The 22093-nt window shown below is 64.3% G+C and carries 21 protein-coding genes and 2 tRNA genes; 15 read left to right on the forward strand and 8 right to left on the reverse strand.

Features of this window, described 5'->3' with window-relative positions; all coding sequences use genetic code 11:
- Positions 1–392: sterol desaturase family protein (locus CCR82_RS16750; protein WP_201246960.1), on the forward strand; the 392-nt coding region annotated here is incomplete at its 5' end.
- Here the strand turns inward: CCR82_RS16750 and CCR82_RS16755 are convergent.
- From CCR82_RS16755 to CCR82_RS16780, 6 genes are all read right to left on the reverse strand, one after another.
- Complete coding sequence (locus tag CCR82_RS16755) at positions 353–2173, reverse strand: cation:proton antiporter (protein WP_201246961.1); 1821 nt, start codon at positions 2171–2173, stop codon at positions 353–355. The genes CCR82_RS16750 and CCR82_RS16755 overlap by 40 nt on opposite strands.
- Positions 2174–2260: 87 nt before the next feature.
- Positions 2261–2659, reverse strand: coding sequence for a DUF1523 family protein (locus tag CCR82_RS16760; protein WP_201246962.1), 399 nt, complete (start codon positions 2657–2659; stop codon positions 2261–2263).
- A gap of 128 nt (positions 2660–2787) precedes the next feature.
- Positions 2788–3261 (reverse strand): hypothetical protein, encoded by a 474-nt coding sequence (locus tag CCR82_RS16765; RefSeq protein WP_201246963.1) that lies wholly within the window; start codon positions 3259–3261, stop codon positions 2788–2790.
- A gap of 59 nt (positions 3262–3320) precedes the next feature.
- The gene (locus CCR82_RS16770) at positions 3321–3608 is read right to left on the reverse strand and encodes a sll1863 family stress response protein (protein ID WP_201246964.1); all 288 of its coding nucleotides are present in this window, start codon (positions 3606–3608) and stop codon (positions 3321–3323) included.
- Between the two features lie 189 nt (positions 3609–3797).
- Complete coding sequence (locus tag CCR82_RS18985) at positions 3798–4088, reverse strand: helix-turn-helix domain-containing protein (RefSeq protein ID WP_276570597.1); 291 nt, start codon at positions 4086–4088, stop codon at positions 3798–3800.
- Positions 4063–4968, reverse strand: coding sequence for a GGDEF domain-containing protein (locus CCR82_RS16780; protein WP_201246966.1), 906 nt, complete (start codon positions 4966–4968; stop codon positions 4063–4065). Before CCR82_RS16780 ends, CCR82_RS18985 begins: the two co-directional genes overlap by 26 nt.
- A 243-nt stretch (positions 4969–5211) precedes the next feature.
- Here CCR82_RS16780 and CCR82_RS16785 point away from each other — a divergent pair, with 243 nt between their 5' ends.
- Together CCR82_RS16785 and CCR82_RS16790 are read left to right on the forward strand one after the other, a co-directional pair.
- The gene (locus tag CCR82_RS16785) at positions 5212–6501 is read left to right on the forward strand and encodes an MFS transporter (RefSeq protein WP_201246967.1); all 1290 of its coding nucleotides are present in this window, start codon (positions 5212–5214) and stop codon (positions 6499–6501) included.
- Positions 6502–6539: 38 nt separating this feature from the next.
- The gene (locus CCR82_RS16790) at positions 6540–6734 is read left to right on the forward strand and encodes a hypothetical protein (protein WP_201246968.1); all 195 of its coding nucleotides are present in this window, start codon (positions 6540–6542) and stop codon (positions 6732–6734) included.
- Positions 6735–6770: 36 nt separating this feature from the next.
- Here the strand turns inward: CCR82_RS16790 and CCR82_RS16795 are convergent, their stop codons facing one another.
- Positions 6771–8828: a M3 family metallopeptidase gene (locus CCR82_RS16795; protein WP_201246969.1), complete on the reverse strand. Its 2058-nt coding sequence runs from the start codon at positions 8826–8828 to the stop codon at positions 6771–6773.
- A gap of 103 nt (positions 8829–8931) precedes the next feature.
- Between CCR82_RS16795 and CCR82_RS16800 the strand changes: the two genes are divergently transcribed.
- The 11 genes from CCR82_RS16800 (at position 8932) to hypF (ending at position 19651) form a co-directional block, all read left to right on the forward strand.
- A tRNA-Val gene (locus CCR82_RS16800) sits at positions 8932–9008 on the forward strand.
- Between the two features lie 182 nt (positions 9009–9190).
- Positions 9191–11140 (forward strand): threonine--tRNA ligase, encoded by a 1950-nt coding sequence (gene thrS / locus CCR82_RS16805; protein ID WP_201246970.1) that lies wholly within the window; start codon positions 9191–9193, stop codon positions 11138–11140.
- Between the two features lie 210 nt (positions 11141–11350).
- On the forward strand, positions 11351–11869 hold the full coding sequence (infC, locus tag CCR82_RS16810; RefSeq protein ID WP_201247001.1) for a translation initiation factor IF-3: 519 nt from the start codon (positions 11351–11353) through the stop codon (positions 11867–11869).
- A gap of 100 nt (positions 11870–11969) precedes the next feature.
- Entirely contained in the window at positions 11970–12167 is a 198-nt protein-coding gene (gene rpmI / locus CCR82_RS16815) for a 50S ribosomal protein L35 (protein ID WP_201223326.1), read from the forward strand.
- An 89-nt stretch (positions 12168–12256) separates the two neighbouring features.
- Positions 12257–12622 carry a 50S ribosomal protein L20 gene (gene rplT / locus CCR82_RS16820; RefSeq protein WP_201246971.1) on the forward strand — a complete coding sequence of 122 codons (366 nt, stop codon included), beginning with the start codon at positions 12257–12259 and terminating at the stop codon, positions 12620–12622.
- Between the two features lie 181 nt (positions 12623–12803).
- Complete coding sequence (gene pheS, locus CCR82_RS16825; protein WP_201246972.1) at positions 12804–13868, forward strand: phenylalanine--tRNA ligase subunit alpha; 1065 nt, start codon at positions 12804–12806, stop codon at positions 13866–13868.
- A 24-nt stretch (positions 13869–13892) separates the two neighbouring features.
- Positions 13893–16295: a phenylalanine--tRNA ligase subunit beta gene (gene pheT, locus CCR82_RS16830; RefSeq protein WP_201246973.1), complete on the forward strand. Its 2403-nt coding sequence runs from the start codon at positions 13893–13895 to the stop codon at positions 16293–16295.
- A gap of 27 nt (positions 16296–16322) precedes the next feature.
- On the forward strand, positions 16323–16622 hold the full coding sequence (gene ihfA / locus CCR82_RS16835) for an integration host factor subunit alpha (RefSeq protein ID WP_201246974.1): 300 nt from the start codon (positions 16323–16325) through the stop codon (positions 16620–16622).
- Positions 16603–16971 (forward strand): MerR family transcriptional regulator, encoded by a 369-nt coding sequence (locus tag CCR82_RS16840; RefSeq protein WP_201246975.1) that lies wholly within the window; start codon positions 16603–16605, stop codon positions 16969–16971. The genes ihfA and CCR82_RS16840 overlap by 20 nt, the downstream gene beginning before the upstream one ends.
- A gap of 35 nt (positions 16972–17006) precedes the next feature.
- Positions 17007–17083: transfer RNA gene (locus CCR82_RS16845), tRNA-Pro, on the forward strand.
- Positions 17084–17155: 72 nt separating this feature from the next.
- The gene (gene hypF / locus CCR82_RS16850) at positions 17156–19651 is read left to right on the forward strand and encodes a carbamoyltransferase HypF (RefSeq protein ID WP_201246976.1); all 2496 of its coding nucleotides are present in this window, start codon (positions 17156–17158) and stop codon (positions 19649–19651) included.
- Here hypF and nadB read toward each other — a convergent pair.
- Positions 19621–21249 carry an L-aspartate oxidase gene (nadB, locus tag CCR82_RS16855; protein ID WP_201246977.1) on the reverse strand — a complete coding sequence of 543 codons (1629 nt, stop codon included), beginning with the start codon at positions 21247–21249 and terminating at the stop codon, positions 19621–19623. The two genes, hypF and nadB, sit on opposite strands and share 31 nt — an antisense overlap.
- 213 nt (positions 21250–21462) lie before the next feature.
- On the opposite strand from nadB, the gene rpoE reads away from it, so the two are divergent.
- Positions 21463–22041, forward strand: coding sequence for an RNA polymerase sigma factor RpoE (gene rpoE, locus CCR82_RS16860; protein WP_201246978.1), 579 nt, complete (start codon positions 21463–21465; stop codon positions 22039–22041).
- Positions 22042–22093: the final 52 nt, after the last annotated feature.

Consider the following 22093-nt stretch of genomic DNA (forward strand, 5'->3'; position numbering starts at 1 on the left):
CCCAGGTCGATCGCATGTTGCGTTGGTTCGTCGTCACGCCAGACATGCATCGGGTGCATCATTCGATCGAGGACGACGAGACCAACTCCAACTTTGGTTTCAACCTCTCCTGGTGGGATCGGCTGCTCGGCACCTACCGCGCGCAGCCGCGCGCTGGCCAGCAGGGCATGACCATCGGCATCCGCCAGCATCGCGAGCCCCAGCGGGTTGATCGCCTCGATGGCATGTTGCTGCTGCCCTTCGTCGGCCAAGTGACCGACTATGCGATCAACCGGCGGCAATGGGCCGATGCGCCCGCTGCATCCGAGGTTCCGGGGGGCATTGATGTGAGCACACAGTCGATCAGCAGTCATCAGGCGGAACCAGCAGGCTCTCGCGGCTCGGGCGTATGAATGAGCCCAACCACCTGCCAGCTCGCACCCGGCGTTGGATGATCGGCCTCGCCAAAGGGGGCGATGTGGCCTTGCGGATCGACCGCGAACAAGGGGGTCACCCCATCGCCATGTTCCTCGAGGTAGTCCTCCCAGGTAAACACCGAGGTCAGACCGGTGATGCGGATCTCGGCACCCTGTCCAAGCAGGCTCGCGAGCTTGGCGTAGGTGATCTGGGCGCCGAAGAGGGTCTGGTCGGTGCGATGGCGGCGGCGGATCTCGGTGGGCAAGCGCAGGTCGCGCTCGCCGGGTGGGAGCCGAAAGACCTTGTTGCGGCCGAACTCCTTGCCAAACTCGAGGCTGGTCAGGGTGTTCAGGTCGGTCTTTGGCGAGAGCGCGAATAAGAGCCCGAGGCCGGTGAGTTCGAGGTGCTGCTCGGCATGCTCGGAAGTCGGATTGCCGTAATAGGTCGGCAGCCCCCGCAGGCGCGCCTCGGCGACATTGTCCCAGTTGGGATCGGCGAGCAGCAACGGGAACTCCAGTCGCTGCACGGCGGCACCGATCGCGCGCGCGACTGGATTGGCGCCGACGATCAAGACGCCGCGCGGTGGGGGCTCGTGGACACCGAGATAGGTGGCCAGCGGTTTGGCGGTCGCGCTCTGCAGGATCACGGTGAACAAGATCACCAGAAAGGTGAGTGGGACCAAGGTCTCGGCGCCGGGGTAGCCGGCTTCTTCGAGACGCAGCGCGAACAGGGCGGAGACCGCCGCCGCGACGATGCCGCGCGGCGCGATCCAGGCCAGCAGGCCACGCTCGGGCCAGGACAGCGAGGTGCCCAAGGTGCTGACCAGCACCGCCAACGGTCGCCCGATCAGCTGCATCCCCAGTAGCACCGCCAGCGCGCCCCAGCCCAGTGCCAGGAGGCTTGATGGCTCCAGGCGTGCCGCCAGCAACACGAACAGGCCGGAGATCAACATCAGGCTCAGGTTCTCCTTGAACGGCAGGATGTCGTCCAAGGGCACCCGTTTCATATTCGCCAGCCAGATCCCCATCACCGTGACCGCCAGCAGACCCGATTCGGCATGGATCTGATCGGCGAGATGAAAGACCGTGATCGCCGCGACCAGGGTGCCCAGACTGTGCAGGTAGGCCGGCAACCAATAGCGGCGCAGGACCAGCCCGGTCACCCAGCCGGCGACGGCACCGATGATGACGCCCTCGACCAGCAACAGCGCGAAGGTCAACAAGGAGTCGCCGAGGCTCGCCGCCGCTTCCGTGCTGAGTAAGAACTGGAAGACCAGGACCGCGATCAGCGCCCCGATCGGGTCGATCACGATGCCTTCCCAACGCAGCACACGGGCCACGCGCTGGGTTGGGCGGACACTGCGCAGCAATGGGCCGATGACGGTGGGTCCGGTGACGACGGTGATGGCGCCAAAGAGCACCGCGAGTCCGGGCGAGAGATCGAGGAAGACCCAGGCAAGGGCGGTGGTGCTGGCCCAGGTGATCATCACCCCGAGCGTCAACAGCCGGCGCACCGGCGCTTGCAGCCCGCGCACCTCATGCAGACGCAGCGTCAGCCCACCCTCGAACAGGATGATCGCGACCGACAGTGAGACGATCGGAAACAGCAGGTCGCCGAACAAGGCATCCGGATGCAGCCAATCGGTGAGCGGACCGGCGGCGATGCCGGCGGCGAGCAGGAAGACGATGGCCGGGATACGCACCCGCCAGGCGAGCCAGTGCGCCGCCAAGGACAGCACGCCGATGCCGACGAGTAGATTGGCTGCTTGATGCGACATCGAATGGGGTCCTCGCGTTCGTCGCTCAGGCGCTGCTCGCGCGATCACCGGGAGCGTCGGTCCCGCTCTTGACGCTCGGGGCGCTCTTCATTGCGGTGATTCAGCAGACCGCGCCATGCGGCAACGCTCCGGCGCGTCGATGGAGGTCGCGTTAGGGAACATGCTCAACCAAGGGATGCGAAGGCCATAGCCATTGAGATCGACGGCCTCTTGGGGGCAGTTTTCACTCACTCTGCGGGCAATGGATTGCAGCCGAGCGGCGTCGAACTTGAAATAAGGCGGCATGAAGCCGGCGTCCTCGTTCCTGAAGATCAAGGTGTCCGACGTGCCGGCCTTGACCGTTTCGATGCGGTACTGGACATTGCGGCCATCGCCAGTCGCGCCGGTAATCTGTACCTCCCAGGATTTCGGACCCCAGCGCAGATGCAAAAAGCCGAGAACCAGTACGATGAGGATCACGAGGCCGAGTTTCAGGTTTTTTTTCATGAGGGGCAGTACCTGCTGAGTCGGGGGTGTTGGAGAAGCGAGTCGCAAGAGCCGTTGGCATTGATCGGCGGCCGTGCCCCGCAATGCGCGGGGCGAGTGTTTCCCGGCCGGGGAGCCGGAGGCGATGACTACTCGGGTGCGTTCGGGTCGGATGACGAACCGCTGGACTCCCAAGCCTTGACGACCTCCTCGTAGGCCGCCGCGAAGCCGGCCTTGAGTTCATCCCAGGCGCTGTCCATACCCGACTCAAGCGCGCCGTAGCGCTCACCAAGTGCGTTGCGCGTGTCCCGTAATTGGGCCAGTGAGGCCTTCGCTTGCTCGCGCGCGCTCGTGCTCATCTCGGCCCACTGCTCGCGCAGCGTCTCCTCGCGCGCATCGATCTCTTGGTCGAGGTGCGCCATCGCTTCCCGTGCCGCGCTCAGGGCCTGGTCGCGCTCCTGCGCCGAATACTCGGCGAGCGCTTGCATCGCCTCTGTGGCCTCCTTTTGGACCTGATCCGCGCTCATGCTCGCGGCGTCACCCTCGTTGGCCGCGAAGGCGAACGCCGGAGCGACGAGACCGGCCGCCAATAACATCGCAAACAGCTGGTGTTTCAGTGACATCGTTACGGTTCCTTATTAATTGTTGTGCTGAGTGTCGTACTGAGGTGATCGTGCAAAAGTTACTTGAAGCGGGCAACGGCATCGCTGACCGAGGCAGAGAGCTTGTTCCAGGCGTCCTCGGCACCGGCCTTCATGTCTTCCCAGGCGTCATCACCTGCAGACTGAAGCTCCTCGAGCTTCTGCTTCGCCTCGTCTTGACGCGACTGTAGCTCGTCAATGGTCTCCTGATACTGGATCTTGGCATCCGCGCTCGCCTCGTTCGCCTTCGCGCGGAGTTTGTCAATCTCGGAATCCCATTGGTCGAGCTGGGCCTTGAGCTTGTCGATGTAGGCGTTTTTATCGTTCATTGTTGGTTGTTCCTGATGGGTAGTTGAGTCTTCATACTCAGCAGGTTGACGATCCCTGCGTGATGAGCCGTTTCGCTGGCCGCGGCTGCAGCGCTGCAGAGGCGATTCAGCCCAACGAGCATAGCGTCATCTGCAGAACCAAGCTATTACATTTGATAGCCTCGCTGAAGAGAGCGCCGAGCGCTGGACTCATAGCGCCAGCGCCTGGCTGATCGGCGCCGGCAGGGAGTCCTGCTCCAGATAGCCGGCGTCGAAGCCGGCTCGCTGCGAGAGTGCGGTGATATCGAGCAGTTGAATCCGGCCGCCGCGCCACGCCACCAGGCCATCCTGTACCAGCTGCCGGAAGCTGCGATTCGCATGCACTTGGCTCATGCCCAACATATCAGCGAGGATCGCCTGAGTGAGATGAACGCCCCCAAAAAACGATGCTGTTTTGCTCAGGCGTCGTGCTCGGTCAAGCCGCCGATGACGCGCGCGCAAGCTCGATCCGGTTGCGCCCGGCCTGTTTGGCGCGGTACAGGGCGGTGTCGGCGCGCTCGATGGCCGCTTCCAGATCAGCCTCGGCGGAGACCTCGGCGGCCCCGATGGAGACGGTCTGGATGATGCGGTTGTCGCCGTCACCGATCTTATGCGCGCTTGCCTGGACACGCAGCCGCTCAATCACTGGCGCGGCGGCCTCGAGTGTCGTCTCGGGCAGTAGCACCAAGAATTCTTCACCGCCGTATCGGTAGACGGCATCACGAGGACGCAGGCTGGCGATCAAGCGTTCGGCCAGGGCCTCGAGCACGAGGTCACCGAACCTGTGGCCGAATTGATCATTGACGGGTTTGAAATGGTCGGCATCGACGATCGCGATGGTGAAACGGCGCCCGGTTCGCCGGGCCTGGGCCTGCTCGCGTTCGAGATCACGCTCCATGGCGACCCGATTCAGCAGTCCGGTGAGTTCATCGATGTCGGTGAGGGACGCCGTGATGCCTGCGGCGAGGCGGTCGGCCACCCGGTCGAAGTTGTGCATCTCACGCAGCAGTTGCGCGACTTGCTCGGCGGATAGGACATCGTCTCCCGCTGATGTCATGGTCTCTTGAGCGCGCTGGCTCAGCCGATTTTGCGCCCGCAAGAGCTTGTGGTAGGCGCCGTGCGAGGCGATCAGCTCAGGGGGTGGGCTGGATAAGAATGCCCGGAAATCAAGCTCCTCGACGTCGTCAGAATCGTGGAACGGCTCGATCTCGGAGGTTGGAAACTGCAGGCGAAAGAGCAGATAGAGTCGCGCTTTATGCTGCATCAGCAAGGCGAGTCGCAGATCGGCATGGAACTGTTGAAGCGCGTCGCTTGCAAGGTCGTCGGCGATGGGAGTGGACATCTGTTTTTTGCTCTGTGGGTCGCGCAACTTGGACACCGGTGAATCGCCGCGCTCCCTGACGAACATCGCGAACTATGATCCTTCGGCTTCGCCCGGCGATCGTACCAACCCAAGATCATTAAGCAACACATAGAGCGCCGGAATCACCAGCAAGACTACCTGCGCTCCGAGCCCGTCGACAACGGCTGATCCCTGTGGCAGGGTTCATGCCCTGATAGTCTTCCAGGTAGTTTGGAGTTGTTGATGGCCCGGGAACCCTTTGCATCCATGTCCCCCTGGTACGGCGGCTATGCCTTTCAGGGAGTGGTGGTGCTCGGCACCGCCCCGATTTTGTTGCCGCTCATCGTCGGTGGGGCAGCCGGCCCGGCGCAGGCGGGACTCGTGGTTGCGGCGCTCTACATCGGCCAGTTGACAGCGCCCATGTTCGGTGCGCTCGCAGACGGCAGCGGACGCCATCGCCTCATCTACGCCGCAGGTTACCTGCTACTGGCCGTGGGTCTCGGGGTCTTCCCGCTGGCTGAGACGGTCCTAGAGTGGTTCATCCTAGCGCTGATGCAGGGCCTCGGTGTGGCCGCGACCAACACGGTGGCATCCATGTTCATCGTGGAGTTTCGCCCCAAGGCCGAATGGGACCGGCGTATCGGCTGGATGCAGACCTGCTACGGTATCGGTCAGGCGGCGGGGCTGGGGCTTGCCGCATTGCTCCAGCAGGCGCCGGCTTGGGGCATGTTGGCCTCGGCGGCACTGATGCTGCCGGGGCTGCTGATCGGTCTGCTAGGAACGCCCCGGGGGCGGCGGGTTGGCCCTGGCGCGGCGGTTGCGCAGACCTCGATGCGCGGGGCGTCGATCAGCGATGGCGCCACATCCTGCCGCCATGCCCCGCCGCGGCAGATCCTGCCGCATGGTCACATCGGGCCTGCCACTGGCGCGCTGCTGGGACGCTTTTTCGCGGATCTGCGCAGCCCCTACGCGCTGTTTATGCTGTGCTGGCTGCTCGTGATGCTCGGCACCTGGCTGATCTACAATCTCTATCCGCTGCTGATGCACGACGTCTATGGCGTCAGCGCTGGGGTCTCATCGATCTACTACGCCGTCGGCGCCGGCATCGGGGTCTTCGCCTATGCGCCCTCAGGCTTGCTCGGCCAGCGCATCGGCGACGGCGCCGTGGTGCTCATCGGCAGTCTCATGAGCCTGCTCTCCGTCGGCGCCATGGCGGCGTTGGTGTTCTGGCAGCCGGCGGGGCTAGGGTTGCTGGGTCCGCTTGCCTTCTTGCTGCTGCCGGTGGCCTGGTCACCCCTCATCGTCGCTGGTACGGCCTGGGCGGCGCAGCTATCCACCATGAACGAGGGCGAGGCCGTGGGCATTCTGAATTCCACCACAGCGCTTGCCAGCGTCGCCGCCGCTTTCGGCGCCGGTGTGCTGGCGAGCCGCTACGGCTTCGATGCCGTCCTCTACCTGGCCGCCGCCGCCATGGTCCTGGGCTCGCTGCTGGTGTTGCCGCTGCTGCGCGCCGGGCGCCGACTGTCGGCCTGATGCGTTTGATCGCCACTGCCTGTCCGGTCCGGCAACCCATGACTGACCCCACCCAACACAAGCCCGCCTATCAGTGGCTGTTGCATCCAGACAACGCCCGCGCAGTGGCGACCGACCGCCAGCAATTGGCCGAGCAGGGTCTGGTCCAGGCCGGTGCCTACCTGCGGGACCGACTGAGTGATCGAGCCCCCGACAGCCTCAGCGATGCTGCCTTCCTCGAAGCGCAGCAATAAGAAGCCGGGCATGCCGACGCTAACCTTGATGTTCCTTCAAAGTGTTTGCGAGAGATCGCTGGTAGCGATGATGCCGGTCTGTCTTAATAGTGCATCGATGCTTGGCTCGCGTCCACGAAAGGCAATATAGAGCTCCATGGGCTCGGTTGAGCCTCCCCGCTCGAGGATGTGTTCTCGGAAAGCGCGTCCGCTGGCTGCATCGAGAATCCCACGTTCCTCGAACAATGAAAAGGCATCGGCGGCTAGCAATTCAGCCCATTTGTAGCTGTAATAACCCGCCGCGTAACCACCGGCGAAGATATGTGAAAAGCCATGAGCGAAGCGGTTGAACGCCGGTGGCTGAATGGGAGAGAGCTGGTTTCTGACTTCGTCGAGGATCTGCTGGAGACGACTCCCTTGTTCAGGGTCGTACTCGAGATGAAGCCGAAAGTCGAATAAGGCGAATTCCAGCTGCCGCACGGTCTGCATGGCTGACTGAAAATTGCGCGCCGAACGCATGCCCTGATAGAGTGATTCAGGCAGGGGTTCATGGGTTTCCCAATGATAGGCAAAGAGGTCAAGCGCCTCGCGTTCCCAACACCAGTTTTCTAAAAATTGACTCGGCAGTTCAACGGCGTCCCAGGGGACACCATTGATGCCGGCGACCGCAGGGTAGTCTACCCGGGTGAGCATATGGTGGAGGCCATGCCCAAACTCGTGGAACAAGGTCTGCACCTCGTCATGGGTGAGCAGCGTTGGCTGACCATTCACCGGTGGTGTGAAGTTACAAACGAGATAAGCCGTTGGCAGTTGACGGCGGCGTGGACTGATCAGTCGGTTGGTGCAAACGTCCATCCAGGCGCCACCGCGTTTTTTTTGACGCGAGAACGGGTCCAGGTAGAATTGGGCGATTCGTTCGCCATTCTCATCGGCGATTTGATAAAAGCGCACATCAGGATGCCAGATGTCAGCTTCGCCAGCCGCGGATGAAATGAACACACCGAAGAGTCTTTCGGCGACTTGGAACATCCCACTGAGGACTCGGTCGAGCGAGAAATAGGGTTTGAGTTCTTCGTCGCTAATGGTATGTCGCGATTGGCGTAAGCGTTCCGACCAATAGGGAACATCCCATGCCTCAAGCTGAGCAGGGCCGCCATTGGCGCTTGCGAAGGCTTGTAGCTGTTCGAACTCGCGCCGTGCTTGCGGTGCGCAGCGACGGGCTAAATCCTCCAGAAAGCCCATGACCTCCTCGGTCGAGCGTGCCATTTTCGGCTCGAGCGAGACTTGAGCGAAATTGCCGAAACCGAGGATATTGGCCTGTTGGTGTCGCAATGCCAGTAAATCCTCGATAATCCGCGTGTTATCCCAGCGGCCGGCGTTGGGGCCCTGATCGGAGGCGCGGGTTGCATAGGCTTCATAGACTTCGCGTCGTAGCTCGGAGCTGTGCGCATGCTTCATCACCGGTAGATAGGACGGTGAGTCTAGGGTCAGTACCCAGCCCTCGAGATCGCGTTCGACAGCCAAGTGTCGAGCAAGCTCGCGCGCGGACTCCGGCAATCCCGCTAGATCCGTATCATCGGTGAGCTGCTTATGCCAGCCATTGGTGGCATCGAGCAGGTTCTCCTCGAATGTGCTTCCGAGGCGTGAGAGTTCAGTGTTGATCTCTTTGAAACGGGCCTTGGCATCGGGCGGAAGATCGACGCCGGCGAGGTGCATGTCCCGCAAGGCATGAGAGAGCATCGTGCGTTGCGCGGGGTCTAGCGCATCGGTGTCATGGACCTGTTTATAGCCGCGATACAGCGCCTCATTATGGCCAACCTCGGTGCCATACTCGCTGAGCTTCGGAAGGCAAGCGTTATGGGCCGCACGCAGCGCGTCCGAACTCATGACCGCGTTGAGGTGGCTCACAGGCGACCAGGCACGTTCTAGTCGATCGTCTTCCTCCTCGAGCGGCTGCACGAACGTGTCCCAGGTCGGGGCATCAGTGGCTGCGGTGAGGCGGTCGATCAGTCGTCGGCCATCGGCGATCAGGGCATCGATAGCGGGCTCGACATGCTCGGGTCGGATGCGGCTGAAAGCCGGGTGGGGATGATCTTCGAGAAGGGGATTGTCCATGGTTGTCGTCCTATTTGGTGGGCCTGGCTATCCAGGATAGTCGATTGCTTGCAATCGACGCTTGCAAACCACGCACTGAAGCTATATTCTGCACGGCTTCGACAGGCGCGTAGCTCAGCTGGTTAGAGCACCACCTTGACATGGTGGGGGTCGTTGGTTCGAGTCCAATCGCGCCTACCAAACAGTGGGGCATCGGCAGCATGGAGGGTGCCGGGCCTTCCGAGCCGTCAGTCTTGGCCGAAGCGCAGTGCGCCTCGGCGCCGAGGCTGGCGGTTTTTGGTTTCAGGCGGGCGCGTTGCGGCTGTCGTCCCTTTTCATGTGGTCCCTCGTATCGGCCACCACTGACACCGAGAGGTTTCGAGATGCCAACCATCACGCTTCCCGATGGCTCCCAGCGCCAATACCCGCAGGCCATCACGGTGCGGGAGGTCGCGGCCGATATCGGCACCGGTTTGGCCAAGGCCGCCCTGGCGGGTCGCCTCGATGGCCAGTTGGTCGATACGTCCTATCGCATCGCCGACGACGCCCAGCTCGCCATCGTCACCAAGCGCGACGAGGATGCGCTGGAGCTGCTGCGCCACGATGCCGCGCATGTGATGGCGCAGGCCGTGCAGGAGCTGTATCCGGGCACCCAGGTGACCATCGGGCCGGCGATCGAGAACGGCTTCTACTACGACTTCGCGCGCGCCGAGCCCTTCACGCCGGATGACCTGAGCGCGATCGAGCAGCGCATGCAGGAGATCGTCAAGCGCGATCTGCCGATCGAGCGCGAGGTCTGGGAGCGCGAGCAGGCCAAGACCGTGTTTCGCGACCTCGGCGAGCACTACAAGGTCGAGATCATCGACGACCTGATTCCCGAGGGCGAGGAGGTCTCGGTCTATCGCCAGGGCGAGTGGTTCGATGTCTGCCGTGGACCGCATCTGCCGAGCACCGGCAAGCTCGGCAACGGCTTCAAGCTGACCAAGCTCGCCGGCGCCTACTGGCGTGGTGATTCGAGCAACGCCATGCTGCAGCGCATCTACGGCACCGCCTGGCGCGACAAGAAGGAACTCAAGGCCTATCTGAAACGGCTGGAAGAGGCCGAGAAGCGCGATCACCGCAAGCTCGGCAAGCAACTCGACCTGTTCCATTTTCAGGACGAGGCGCCCGGCATGGCGTTCTGGCATCAAAAGGGCCGGATCATCTATCGCCAGGTCGAGGACTACATGCGCGCCAAGCTCGATGAGTATGGGTACCAGGAGGTCGAGACCCCGCAGGTGCTCGACCGCTCGCTCTGGGAGCGCTCCGGGCACTGGGAGAAGTTCGCCGATGATATGTTCACCACGCAGCTCGATGAGCGCGATTACGCGATCAAGCCGATGAACTGCCCGGGGCATATCCAGATCTTCAATCAGGGGCTGAAGAGCTATCGCGAGCTGCCGCTGAAGATCGCCGAGTTCGGTGTGGTGCATCGCAGCGAGCCATCTGGCACCTTGCACGGGCTCATGCGCGCGCGCCGCTTCACTCAGGATGACGCGCATGTGTTCTGCACCGAGGATCAGCTGCAGCAAGAGGTCGCGATCCTGATCGAGATGGTGTTCGAGACCTACCGCGACTTCGGTTTCGATCAGATCGAGCTGGCGCTCTCGCTGCGGCCGGAAAAACGCGTCGGTGCCGATGCGCTCTGGGACAAAGGCGAGGCGGCGCTGGATCAGGCGCTGCGCGACAAGGGGTTGGATTTTCGCGTGCAACCGGGCGAGGGCGCCTTCTACGGCCCGAAGATCGAGTTCACGCTGCGCGACAGCATTGGCCGCACCTGGCAGTGCGGCACCATCCAGGTCGATTTCTCGATGCCGGGTCGACTCGGCGCCTATTACATCGGCGAGGACAATGCCAAGCAGGTGCCGGTGATGATCCACCGCGCCATCCTCGGTTCGATGGAGCGGTTCATCGGCATCCTGATCGAACATTACGCCGGCGCGCTGCCGTTGTGGCTGGCGCCGGTGCAGGCGGTGGTGCTGACCATCACCGATCATCAGCGTGATTATGCCGAGCAGGTGGCTAAGGTCTTGCGAGACAAGGGCTTCCGTGTCGATGCAGACTTGAGGAACGAGAAGATCGGCTTTAAGATTCGCGAGCACACGCTGCGCAAGGTGCCGTACCTGCTCGTGGTCGGCGATCGTGAGATGGAGGACCAGACCCTGGCGCTCCGCGATCGCCAGGGGACGGATCTGGGCGTGGTTGCTCTGGATGCGCTGGTGCACACACTCGGCGACGAGGTAGCCCGGCGCGGCCACGGAGCAACCGCCCCGGTCGCCTCCAGCGGCGCTTGACGGTGTGAGCCACGGGCTGTCCACCCGCTTGAGGGCGGCGGTCTGTGTCGTCGGGGTGCTCGCCTGGCCTGAAGCGACGGGGCTGATCCTCAGACCCGCGCTTGGCTCGATGGGCCTGTCATCAGGTGTCGCGCTGCGCCGCCCCCGGAGCCGGGGTTGGCGGCACGGCGCGACGCTGTCGATCTTTTCGTAGTTCGGAGGAAGTCTGCTATCGCTGCACCAAAACGCAACCGCGTCAATGATGAGATCTCGGTTCCCCAGGTTCGCTTGATCGCCGAGGACGGCGAACAGGTGGGCATCCTCGATTTGGCCGAGGCCAAACAGAGGGCCACCGATGTGAGCCTTGATCTCGTCGAGATCGTTCCCAATGCTGATCCGCCGGTGTGCCGGTTGATGGATTACGGGCGCTTTCGGTTCGATCAGAAAAAGAAGCAGAACGAGGCGCGCAAGAAGCAAAAGCAGGTTCAGGTCAAAGAGGTCAAGTTCCGGCCCGGCACCGATATCGGCGATTACCAGGTCAAGCTCAAGAATCTGAGCCGGTTTTTGCACGAGGGCGACAAGGCCAAGGTGACCATGCGCTTTCGCGGCCGCGAGCATGCCCATCGTGAACTCGGTCTGGAGCTGCTGCGGCGGGTCGAGAACGATCTGTCCGACATCAGCATCGTCGAGCAGCAGCCGCAGATGGAAGGGCGGCAGATGATCATGGTGCTGGGACCGAAGAAGCACTAGAGACCAGTCCCGATACGCGGCGCTCGGGCCGGGCTTCCGAGGCGCCGTATCCAATAAAGTTGCCGACCACGTCGGCGGCACAGACATGACGGAGTAAAAAATGCCCAAGATCAAGACCAATCGCGGTGCCGCGAAGCGCTTTGCGCGCACGGCATCCGGACTGTTCAAGCGCAATGCCTCGCATCGGCGGCATATCCTGACCAAGAAGGCCACCAAGCGGAAGCGCCAGCTACGCAAGAATCATCTGCTGCACAAGGCCGACAATCGGGCCGCGCGGCGCATGATGCCGTATTGCTGAGGTCTCGCCGACGATGACCTGATTGCGAGCAGGGCACGCAAGCGAGCCCTGCTCCACGATGATGATTTGAACCGTTCGGAGAAGAAGTTATGCCACGCGTCAAACGCGGCGTCACCGCACACGCCCGCCACAAGAAGGTCCTCGACCAAGCCAAGGGCTATTACGGTGCCCGCAGCAAGGTCTATCGGGTCGCCAAACAGGCCGTCATCAAGGCCGGTCAGTACGCCTATCGCGACCGCCGTCAACGTAAGCGCCAGTTCCGCGCGCTCTGGATCACCCGCATCAATGCGGCCGCGCGCCTGCACGGGCTGTCCTACAGCCGCCTGATCGCAGGCCTCAACAAGGCCGGGATCGAGGTCGATCGCAAGATGCTCGCCGAGCTGGCGTTCGACAACGAGCCGGCCTTCGGCGCGATCGCGGAGCAGGCCAAGGCCGCCCTGGCCGAGACCTCCTGAGTCGCGGCGACGATCGGCGCGCCGCCCGAGGCGAAGCGACGAGACATTCGCTGTCGCTCGCCCGTCGCGGGTAGCGCCTGATGACCTGGCGGGTGGAAGCCTGCCTCGACTGTGGTTGGCCGCGTGCCTGCGGCCGCAATGCTTCCCGCCTTGAAGGACGGGGTTTCTCGCGGAGGAACTGATGACGCAACGCCCCGATGCCGATGCGACGACGGCGGCTGATTCCTCGACCGCGCTGGCCGAGCTTCAGTCCGCCGCGCTCGCGGCCGTGACCGCGGCTGCGGATCTGGCCGCCCTCGATGAGGTGCGGGTGCGCTATCTGGGCAAGAGCGGACAGCTCACCGCCCAGCTCAAGGCGCTCGGCGCCTTGCCCAAGGACGCGCGGCCAGCGGCCGGCCAGCGCATCAATGAGGCCAAGCGGGTGGTGCAGGAGGCGCTCGAGGCGCGCCGCGCCACGCTCGAGGAACAACGGCTCGCAGCGCGCCTGCGCGATGAGTGCATCGATGTGACCCTGCCGGGGCGGGGTCAGCCGTCCGGCGCCCTGCATCCGGTCACGCGCGCGATGCGGCGCATCGAGCGGCTGTTCGCCAACGCCGGCTTCAGCATCGCCGAGGGGCCCGAGGTCGAGGACGACTATCACAACTTCGAGGCGCTCAACATCCCGGCGCATCATCCAGCGCGTGCGATGCACGACACCTTCTACTTCCCGGATGGTCGGTTGCTGCGCACCCACACCTCGCCGGTGCAGATTCGGGTTATGGAGACCCAGCCACCGCCGTTGCGTATCATCGCGCCCGGGCGCGTCTATCGCTGCGATTCCGATCTGACCCACACGCCGATGTTCCATCAGGTCGAGGGCTTCCTGGTCGATCGCGAGGCGACCTTCGCCGATCTCAAGGGCGTGCTCTACGATTTCCTGCGCCACTTCTTCGAGCAGGAGGATCTCAAGCTGCGTTTTCGCCCCTCCTACTTCCCGTTCACCGAGCCCTCCGCCGAGGTCGATGTGCAGTGCGTCAAGTGCGGTGGTCGCGGCTGTCGCGTCTGCAAGCAGAGCGGCTGGCTGGAGGTGTTGGGCTGCGGCATGATCCATCCGGAGGTGTTCCGCCAGGTCGGCATCGATGACGAGCAGTGGCTCGGCTATGCCTTCGGCATGGGCGTGGAACGACTCGCCATGCTGCGCTATGGCGTCGATGATCTGCGGCTCTATTTTGAAAACGATCTGCGCTTCCTGGCGCAGTTCGCTTAGCTGTCTGTTCCTGCGGAGTGACCGATGCGTTTTAGTGAATCCTGGCTGCACGAATGGGTCAATCCCCCGCTGGCCGCGCAGGCGCTTTGCGATCAGTTGAGCATGGCGGGGCTCGAGGTCGATGCGCTCGAAGCGGTGGCGCCGGCCTTCTCTGGGGTGGTCATCGGGGCGGTCGAGACCGTCGAGCCGCATCCGGATGCGACCAAGCTGCGCGTTTGCCGCGTCGATGTCGGTGACGATGAGCCACTGCAGATCGTCTGCGGCGCGGCCAATGTCGCAGCCGGGCAGCGGGTGGCGGTAGCGCGCGTTGGCGCCGTGCTGCCGGGTAACTTCAAGATCAAGAAGGCCAAGCTGCGCGGCGTCGCCTCGCAAGGGATGATCTGCTCGGCCTCCGAACTCGGCTTGGCCGAGACCTCCGAGGGGATCATGGTCTTGCCGGGCGATGCCCCGGTTGGTGAGGATGTGCGCGACTGGCTGGCGCTCGATGACCAGGCCATCGAACTCGATCTGACCCCCGATCGCAGTGATTGCCTGAGCCTGGCCGGGGTCGCGCGCGAGGTCGGGGTGCTCAACCGGCTGCCCGTGACCGAGCCGGCGGCAAAGCCCGTGCCGCCGGTGCACGATGAGCGCCACAGCGTTCAGCTGGACGCCCCTGCAGCCTGTCCGCGTTACCTCTGCCGCATCGTGCGTGCGCTCGACCCGAACGCCGAAACCCCGCTCTGGATGACCGAGCGGCTGCGCCGCAGCGGGTTGCGGCCGATCTCGCCGGTGGTCGATGTCACCAACTATGTGCTGCTCGAGCTCGGCCAGCCCTTGCATGGGTTCGATCTGGCCAGACTCGAGGGCGCGATTCAGGTTCGTCTCTCGCGCTCGGGTGAGCGCCTGGCGCTGCTCAACGATGAGCAAGTCGAACTCGATGACGACACGCTGGTGATCGCCGATGACAACGGCCCGCTGGCGATGGCCGGGATCATGGGCGGGGCCGCGAGCGCGGTCTCGGAGACGACCCAAGACGTGCTGCTCGAGAGCGCCTTCTTCGCGCCACAGGCGATCGCCGGTCGGGCACGGCGCTATGGCTTGCATACCGACTCCTCGCATCGCTTCGAGCGCGGCGTCGATCCCATGCTGCAGCAGCGCGCCATCGAGCGCGCCACGGCGCTGCTGTGCGCGATCGCCGGTGGCCAGCCGGGGCCGGTGGTCGAGGCTGTCTCCGAGGCCGATCTGCCGCAGCCGGTCTGCCTGCTGCTGCGCCGCCAGCGCATCCAGCAAGTGCTCGGCATCGCACCCGATGACGCCGAGGTGACCGACATCCTTGGCCGCCTCGGCATGACGCTCGAGCCGCATGCCGAGGGCTGGCAGGTGAGCGCGCCCTCGCAGCGTTTCGATATCCAGCGCGAGGTCGATCTGATCGCCGAGATCGGCCGCATCCATGGCTATGACGCGATCCCGGTCACCCATGCGCGCTCGGCGGCCTTCACCCGGGCGCCGCGCGAGATGGCCTTCGATCTCGATCGCGCACGCCAGACCCTGGTCGCGCGTGGCTACTCCGAGGCCATCACCTATAGCTTCGTCAGCCCCGAGCAGAATGCCTGGTTCGATCCAAGCCCAACCTCCGCGGCACCACTGACCCTGGCCAATCCGCTCTCGGCCGAGCTGTCGGTGATGCGCGGCAGTCTCTGGCCCGGCTTGATCCAGGTGATGCGGCAGAATCTGGCCCGCCAGCAGCCGCGCGTGCGTCTGTTCGAGACCGGCTTACGCTTTCTCGGCGGGGCCGAGGCGCTGCGCCAGACCCCGAGTCTGGCGCTCGTGGCGGTGGGCCCGGTGGTGCCCGAGCAATGGGGCCAGGAACGTCGGCTGACGGATTTTTATGATCTCAAGGCCGACCTCGAGGCGATGCTGACGCAAACCGGACGGCTCGAGGCGCTGTGCCTGCAAGCACCGACCAGCGATGCCGAAGCGCATCCGGCGCTGCATCCAGGGCAGAGCGCGGCGCTGCGGCTCGGCGAGCAGCCGATTGGCTGGATCGGTACCCTGCATCCGCTGCTGGCCCAGCGGCTCGAGCTGCCCACTGCGGTGCAGTTGTGCGAGATCGATCTCGACGCCCTCGGCCTTGGCGAGCGGCCGGCCTTCGAGCCGCTGTCGCGGTTTCCATCGATTCGCCGTGATCTGGCCACCCTGGTGCCCGCCGAGCTGTCGTTCGAACAGGTCCGCCAAACCGTGACCGAGGCCGCCGGCGATCTCCTCAAACAACTGATCCTGTTTGATCAGTATCAAGGCGAACACATCGAGTCGGGTCGAAAAAGTCTGGCTTTCGGATTGATTTTACAGGCATCTTCTCAGACACTGGTGGATGCCGAGGTTGACGCCGTGGTGCAGCGCGTGATCGAGCGGCTGGAACAAACGCTCGGCGCTCGGCTGCGCACCTGAATGGGTTTAGAGGAGCAAAGTAGGTCTATGGCACTCACCAAGGCGGACATGGCGGAGCATCTGTTCGAGGTGCTTGGGCTCAACAAGCGCGAGGCCAAGGATGTGGTCGAGATGTTCTTCGAGGAGATCCGCGTCGCCCTAGAAGAAGGCGAGCAGGTGAAGCTCTCCGGGTTCGGCAATTTCGATCTGCGCGAGAAGAAGCAGCGCCCGGGCAGGAACCCGAAGACCGGAGAGGAGATTCCGATCACCGCGCGGCGCGTGGTCACCTTCAGGCCCGGACAAAAATTGAAATCGCGGGTCGAAGCCTATGTCGGACCCGAGCGCTAGCCTCAAGGAGCTGCCACCGATCCCGTCCAAGCGTTACTTCACCATTGGTGAGGTCAGCGAACTCTGCGATGTCAAGCCCCATGTGCTGCGCTACTGGGAGCAGGAATTCCCCCAGCTCAAGCCGGTGAAACGGCGCGGTAACCGTCGTTACTATCAACATCATGATGTGCTGATGGTGCGCCGGATTCGAGGGCTGCTCTATGAACAAGGGTTCACCATCGGCGGTGCTCGCCAACAGTTGAGTGGCGAATCGGCGAAGAAGGACAGCACCCAGGCGCATCAGATCATCAAGCAGGTGCGGATCGAACTCGAAGAGGTGTTGCATGATCTTCGCCGTCGGCCGCATTGACCCCGATCGTCTCTGGGGGTATGCTGGTCAGCTTTCCGGGCGTAGCGCAGTCTGGTAGCGCACCACAATGGGGTTGTGGGGGTCGCAGGTTCGAATCCTGCCGCCCGGACCATCTTCGAGAACGCGGTAATGGCTCAGCGCTGTTACCGCGTTTTTTATGCTCGCCCGCAACGAGCGCGAGGCTATGTCGAATCACCATTCATCGAGTCAGCGACTGCGTCTGCACACCGAGACCGAAGGCGAGTCGATCCGGGTGCGTGGTCTGGTGCAAGGGGTGGGTTTCCGGCCCACGGTTTGGCGCCTGGCGCGCGCTGCTGGGCTCGCCGGCGATGTCTGCAACGACGGCGAGGGCGTGCTGATCCGGCTCTGGGGCACCAGTGCCGAGATCGATGCCTTTTGCCACGCGCTGATGATCGAGTGCCCGCCGCTTGGGCGCATCGATGGCATCGAGCGACGACCCTGCGAGGCGCCGGCGCCGGACAGCTTCCGCATCGTCGAGAGCGAGGCGGGTCTAGTGCGCACCGGCGTCGTCGCCGATGCCGCAACCTGTGAGGCCTGCGCGGCTGAGATCGCCGATCCTGGCGATCGGCGTTATCGCTATCCCTTCACCAACTGCACGCACTGCGGGCCGCGGCTCAGCATCATCCGCGCGATCCCTTACGATCGCGCCAACACCAGCATGGCCGCGTTCCAGCTGTGTCCGGCCTGCGCCGCCGAGTATGCCGATCCGGCCGATCGGCGTTTCCATGCCCAGCCGAATGCCTGTCCGGTCTGTGGCCCTAAGGTCTGGCTGACCGATGCCGAGGGCCGCGACCTGCTGGCAGCCGATGGCTTGAAGCCTGATGTAGTCGCAGCTGATGACGAGACGCCTGGCTTTGCGGAGGCTGCGGCGGCCACTGCGGCTGATCGTGCGCCGCGCGATGCGATCGAGGCTGCGAGCCGGCTGCTCGAGCGCGGCGCCATCGTCGCGATCAAGGGCGTTGGCGGCTTTCATCTGGCCTGCGATGCGACGAATCCAGCGGCGGTGGCGACGCTGCGCGAGCGCAAGCGACGCGCGGCCAAACCCTTCGCGCTGATGGCGCGGGATCTGGACGTGGTGCGCGCGCTCTGCGAGCTGAGCCCGGCCGAGGCGGAGCTGCTGAGTTCGACGGTGGCGCCGATCGTGTTGTTGGACCAACGGGTGGATGGCGCTGCGAAGACCTCAGGTCCGGTTGCGGCCGAGGTCGCGCCGGGCCAGTCAGCCCTGGGTTTCATGCTGCCCTACAGCCCGTTGCATCGGCTGCTGCTGCAGGACTGGGATCGGCCGCTGGTGATGACCAGCGGCAATCTGAGCGACGAGCCGCAGTGCATCGACAATGCCGATGCGCTGACGCGACTGGCTGGGATCGCCGATGCCTGGCTGCTCCATGACCGCGAGATCGTCAATCGGGTCGATGATTCGGTGGCGCGCGTGATCCAGGTTCGCACGCGCTGGCTGCGCCGAGCACGCGGCGCGGCGCCGATGCCGCTCGCGCTCGCGGCCGGTTTCGAGGCCGCGCCCAGGGTGCTGGCGCTCGGTGGTGAGCTGAAGAACAGCCTCTGTCTGCTCAGCCAGGGGCAGGCGACCTTGTCGCAACACCTCGGTGATCTCGAGGAGGCGCGCACCGCGCGTGAGTTCGAGCGCACGGTGGATCTCTATCAGGCGCTGTTCGAACACGCGCCCGAGATCATCGCCGTCGACTGTCATCCCGACTACCGCTCGTCTGCGCTCGGGCGCCGGCTGGCCGCCGAGACCGGTGCTCGCCTGGTCGAGGTGCAGCACCATGCCGCGCATCTGGGCGCCGTTCTGGCCGACGCCGAGTGGCCGCTCGACGCCGGTCCGGTCATCGGGGTGATCTTCGATGGCTTGGGCTATGGAGCGGATCAGACCATCTGGGGCGGTGAATGCCTGCTCGGCGACTATCGCCAATGGCAGCGGATCGGCCATCTGCGCCCGTTCGCTCTGCCCGGTGGCGAGCGCGCCATCCGCGAGCCCTGGCGCTGTCTCTATGCCCAGCTCGAGAGCAGCCTCGGTTGGCCGCAGTGCGTCGAGCGTTGGGGCGACCTGGAATCGCTGCGCGCGCTACGGGAGCGACCGATCGCCCTGCTCGCGGAGATGATCCAAAAGGGCGTGAATGCGCCGCGCACCACCTCGGTCGGGCGGCTGTTCGATGCGCTCGCCGCCGCGCTCGGGATCTGCGTCGATGGCATCGCCTATGAGGCGCAAGCCGCGATCGAACTCGAGACCCTGGCGCGGCGCGCGCTGGGCGAGGGCGGTTATGCGTTCGCGATCGACACGCGTGCCGAGCCCTGGCAACTGGACCCGGCGCCGATGTGGTCGGCCCTGCTCGATGATTTGGCGGCGGGGGTACCGGCGGCGATGATCGCGGCACGCTTTCATGCCGGCCTTGCCGAGACCGTCGCTGAGCTGGCGGCGCGCGCGGCGCAGCGGCACGGGCTGGAGACGGTCGCGCTCTCGGGTGGCGTGTTCCAGAATCGCACGCTGTTCGAGGCGACGCTCAAGGCCCTGCGCGCGCGCGGCCTACAGGTGCTCACGCACACGCGCGTGCCGGCCAACGATGGCGGTCTGGCGCTCGGGCAGGCGGCGATCGCTGCCGTTGCACCACCCATTTATGCCCAATCCCCGCTGCGGGGCCGATAACGGTTCGGGATCAGGATCGTCGGGCGCAGTTGGCTCGGGTCTTGTTGCGGAAAATCGAGCGTGTAGTGCAGGCCCCGGCTCTCGCGGCGGCGTTGCGCGGACTGGATGATCAGGTCGGCGACATCGACCAGGTTGCGCAGCTCGAGCAGGTTGGCCTCGACGTGGAAATTGCTGTAGTGCTCGATGATCTCCTGGCGCAGCAGATCGACCCGGCGCTTGGCCCGTTGCAGGCGCTTGTTGGTGCGCACGATGCCGACATAATCCCACATGAAACGGCGCAATTCCTCCCAGTTGTGCGAGATCACCACCGCCTCATCCGGTTCGGTGACGCGGCTGGCGTCCCAGGCCGGCACCTCGGGCGGCGTGGCCCAGTCGGTGGCGCGTGCGGCGATGTCCTTGGCCGCGAGTTCGGCAAAGACCAGGCATTCGAGCAAGGAGTTGCTGGCCATCCGGTTGGCGCCATGCAGCCCGGTGTAGGCGGTCTCGCCGATCGCATAGAGGCCGGGGAGATCGGTGCGCGCGCGCGCATCTACCAGCAGTCCGCCGCAGGTATAGTGCGCGGCGGGCACCACCGGGATCGGCTCGCGGGTGATGTCGATGCCGAGTTCGAGACAGCGCGCGTGGATGGTCGGGAAGTGCTCGGTGATGAACGCCGCCGGGCGGTGCGAGATATCCAGATGGACGAATTTGCTCCCGGTGCGTTTGATCTCGTGGTCGATCGCGCGCGCCACCACGTCGCGCGGGGCCAGCTCGGCGCGCGCATCGAAGCGCGGCATGAAACGATCGCCATGGGTGAGCAGCAGCTTGGCGCCTTCACCGCGCAGGGCTTCGCTGATCAGGAAGGATTTGGCCTTGGAGTGGTAGAGGCAGGTCGGATGGAACTGCATGAATTCCATGTTCGCCACCCGGCAGCCGGCGCGCCAGCCCATGGCGATGCCGTCACCGGTGGTGACGTCCGGATTGCTGGTGTAGACGTAGACCTTGCTGGCGCCGCCGCTGGCGATGACCACGAAGCGGGCCAGGAAGGTCTTGACCTGGTTGTCGCGGTTGTCGAGCAGATAGGCGCCGAGCACGCGGTTCTCGCGACCGCCGAGCTTGCGATCGGTGATCAGATCGACCGCCGCATGATGCTCGAACAGCTCGACGTTGGCGCGCGCGCGCACCAGGCTGGTCAGGGTGGTCTCGACCGCGAGGCCGGTGGCATCGGCGGCGTGGATGACGCGACGATGAGTGTGCCCGCCTTCGCGTGTCAGATGATACCCGCTGGAGCTGGCCGCGCTGTCGTCGCGGGTAAACTGAACGCCGGCGTTGAGGAGCCATTGAATATTATCCGGGCCGCGCTCGACGACCAGCCGCACGATGGCCTCATCACAGAGCCCGTCACCGGCCTTGAGGGTATCCTGCACATGGGCGTCGATGGAGTCGGTGGCGTTGAGCACCGCCGAGATGCCGCCCTGGGCATAGAGGGTGTTGCCTTCCTGGAGTTCGCGTTTGGAGACCACGGCGACCGAAAGGTTGTCCGGCAGCCGCAGCGCGAGACCGAGGCCCGCTGCGCCGCTGCCGATGATGAGAACGTCGTGGTGGTTGAGGTGAGGCATGGCTGCGGGGCTTCTGTTTGGGCTTGTCTATGCCTGAGCATGGACAAAGATTAGATTAGACCGATATGAATCGGCAAGCCAACGGGCAATTCATGACGCGTCGCATCGCCTTGCGATACATCAAGGCGCGACGCCCTGAACATAGAACTTTCATCGAAGGGGTGGTGTCAATGCGCCAGGTGAGCAAGGATCGACGAGCATGGGGTAGGCCACGTGACTGAGCGCGAGGTCGATCAAGCGCTCGTCGAGCGCGCGCAGGCCGGAGATCGACGGGCATTCGATCTGCTCGTGTTGAAATATCAGCAGAAGATCGCCGCGCTGATCGGGCGCTATCTGCGCGACAGCGCCGAGGTCCTGGACGTGACCCAGGATGCGTTCTTGAAGGCCTATCGAGCGCTGCCCGGCTTTCGTGGCGAGTCGGCGTTCTATACCTGGATCTATCGCATCGCCATCAATACGGTGAAGAACCACATGGTCGCACAGAGCCGGCGGCCGCCCGGGGATGATGTCGAGGCCGAACTCGCCGAGCAGATGGAGATGGGCGCGCGACTGCGCGACAGCGCGACCCCGGAGCGTGAGGCCCTCAGCGATGAGATCGCCAACACCGTGCAGGAGGCGCTGGATGCGCTGCCCGATGATCTGCGCGCGGCGATCATGTTTCGAGAGATCGATGGCATGAGCTACGAAGAGATCGCCATGGCGATGGAGTGTCCGATCGGAACGGTGCGTTCGCGGATCTTCCGGGCGCGGGAGGCAATTGATAAACGGCTCCGGCCGCTGCTCGAGGCCTGATGGTCGTAGCATGGCCTCGAGCTGAATCCGTATCATGAATGACTGACGAGCA

Origin of the sequence: Halochromatium salexigens, from assembly GCF_016653295.1 — a bacterium.
GTDB classification, from domain to species: domain Bacteria; phylum Pseudomonadota; class Gammaproteobacteria; order Chromatiales; family Chromatiaceae; genus Lamprobacter; species Lamprobacter salexigens.

Coding starts and splice junctions, on each gene's coding strand:
- CCR82_RS16755 (WP_201246961.1), bottom strand. CDS start 2,173: ATGTCGCATCAAGCAGCCAATCTACTCGTCGGCATCGGCGTGCTGTCC.
- CCR82_RS16760 (WP_201246962.1), bottom strand. CDS start 2,659: ATGAAAAAAAACCTGAAACTCGGCCTCGTGATCCTCATCGTACTGGTT.
- CCR82_RS16765 (WP_201246963.1), bottom strand. CDS start 3,261: ATGTCACTGAAACACCAGCTGTTTGCGATGTTATTGGCGGCCGGTCTC.
- CCR82_RS16770 (WP_201246964.1), bottom strand. CDS start 3,608: ATGAACGATAAAAACGCCTACATCGACAAGCTCAAGGCCCAGCTCGAC.
- CCR82_RS16780 (WP_201246966.1), bottom strand. CDS start 4,968: ATGTCCACTCCCATCGCCGACGACCTTGCAAGCGACGCGCTTCAACAG.
- CCR82_RS16785 (WP_201246967.1), top strand. CDS start 5,212: ATGGCCCGGGAACCCTTTGCATCCATGTCCCCCTGGTACGGCGGCTAT.
- CCR82_RS16790 (WP_201246968.1), top strand. CDS start 6,540: ATGACTGACCCCACCCAACACAAGCCCGCCTATCAGTGGCTGTTGCAT.
- CCR82_RS16795 (WP_201246969.1), bottom strand. CDS start 8,828: ATGGACAATCCCCTTCTCGAAGATCATCCCCACCCGGCTTTCAGCCGC.
- thrS (WP_201246970.1), top strand. CDS start 9,191: ATGCCAACCATCACGCTTCCCGATGGCTCCCAGCGCCAATACCCGCAG.
- rpmI (WP_201223326.1), top strand. CDS start 11,970: ATGCCCAAGATCAAGACCAATCGCGGTGCCGCGAAGCGCTTTGCGCGC.
- rplT (WP_201246971.1), top strand. CDS start 12,257: ATGCCACGCGTCAAACGCGGCGTCACCGCACACGCCCGCCACAAGAAG.
- pheS (WP_201246972.1), top strand. CDS start 12,804: ATGACGCAACGCCCCGATGCCGATGCGACGACGGCGGCTGATTCCTCG.
- pheT (WP_201246973.1), top strand. CDS start 13,893: ATGCGTTTTAGTGAATCCTGGCTGCACGAATGGGTCAATCCCCCGCTG.
- ihfA (WP_201246974.1), top strand. CDS start 16,323: ATGGCACTCACCAAGGCGGACATGGCGGAGCATCTGTTCGAGGTGCTT.
- CCR82_RS16840 (WP_201246975.1), top strand. CDS start 16,603: ATGTCGGACCCGAGCGCTAGCCTCAAGGAGCTGCCACCGATCCCGTCC.
- hypF (WP_201246976.1), top strand. CDS start 17,156: ATGTCGAATCACCATTCATCGAGTCAGCGACTGCGTCTGCACACCGAG.
- nadB (WP_201246977.1), bottom strand. CDS start 21,249: ATGCCTCACCTCAACCACCACGACGTTCTCATCATCGGCAGCGGCGCA.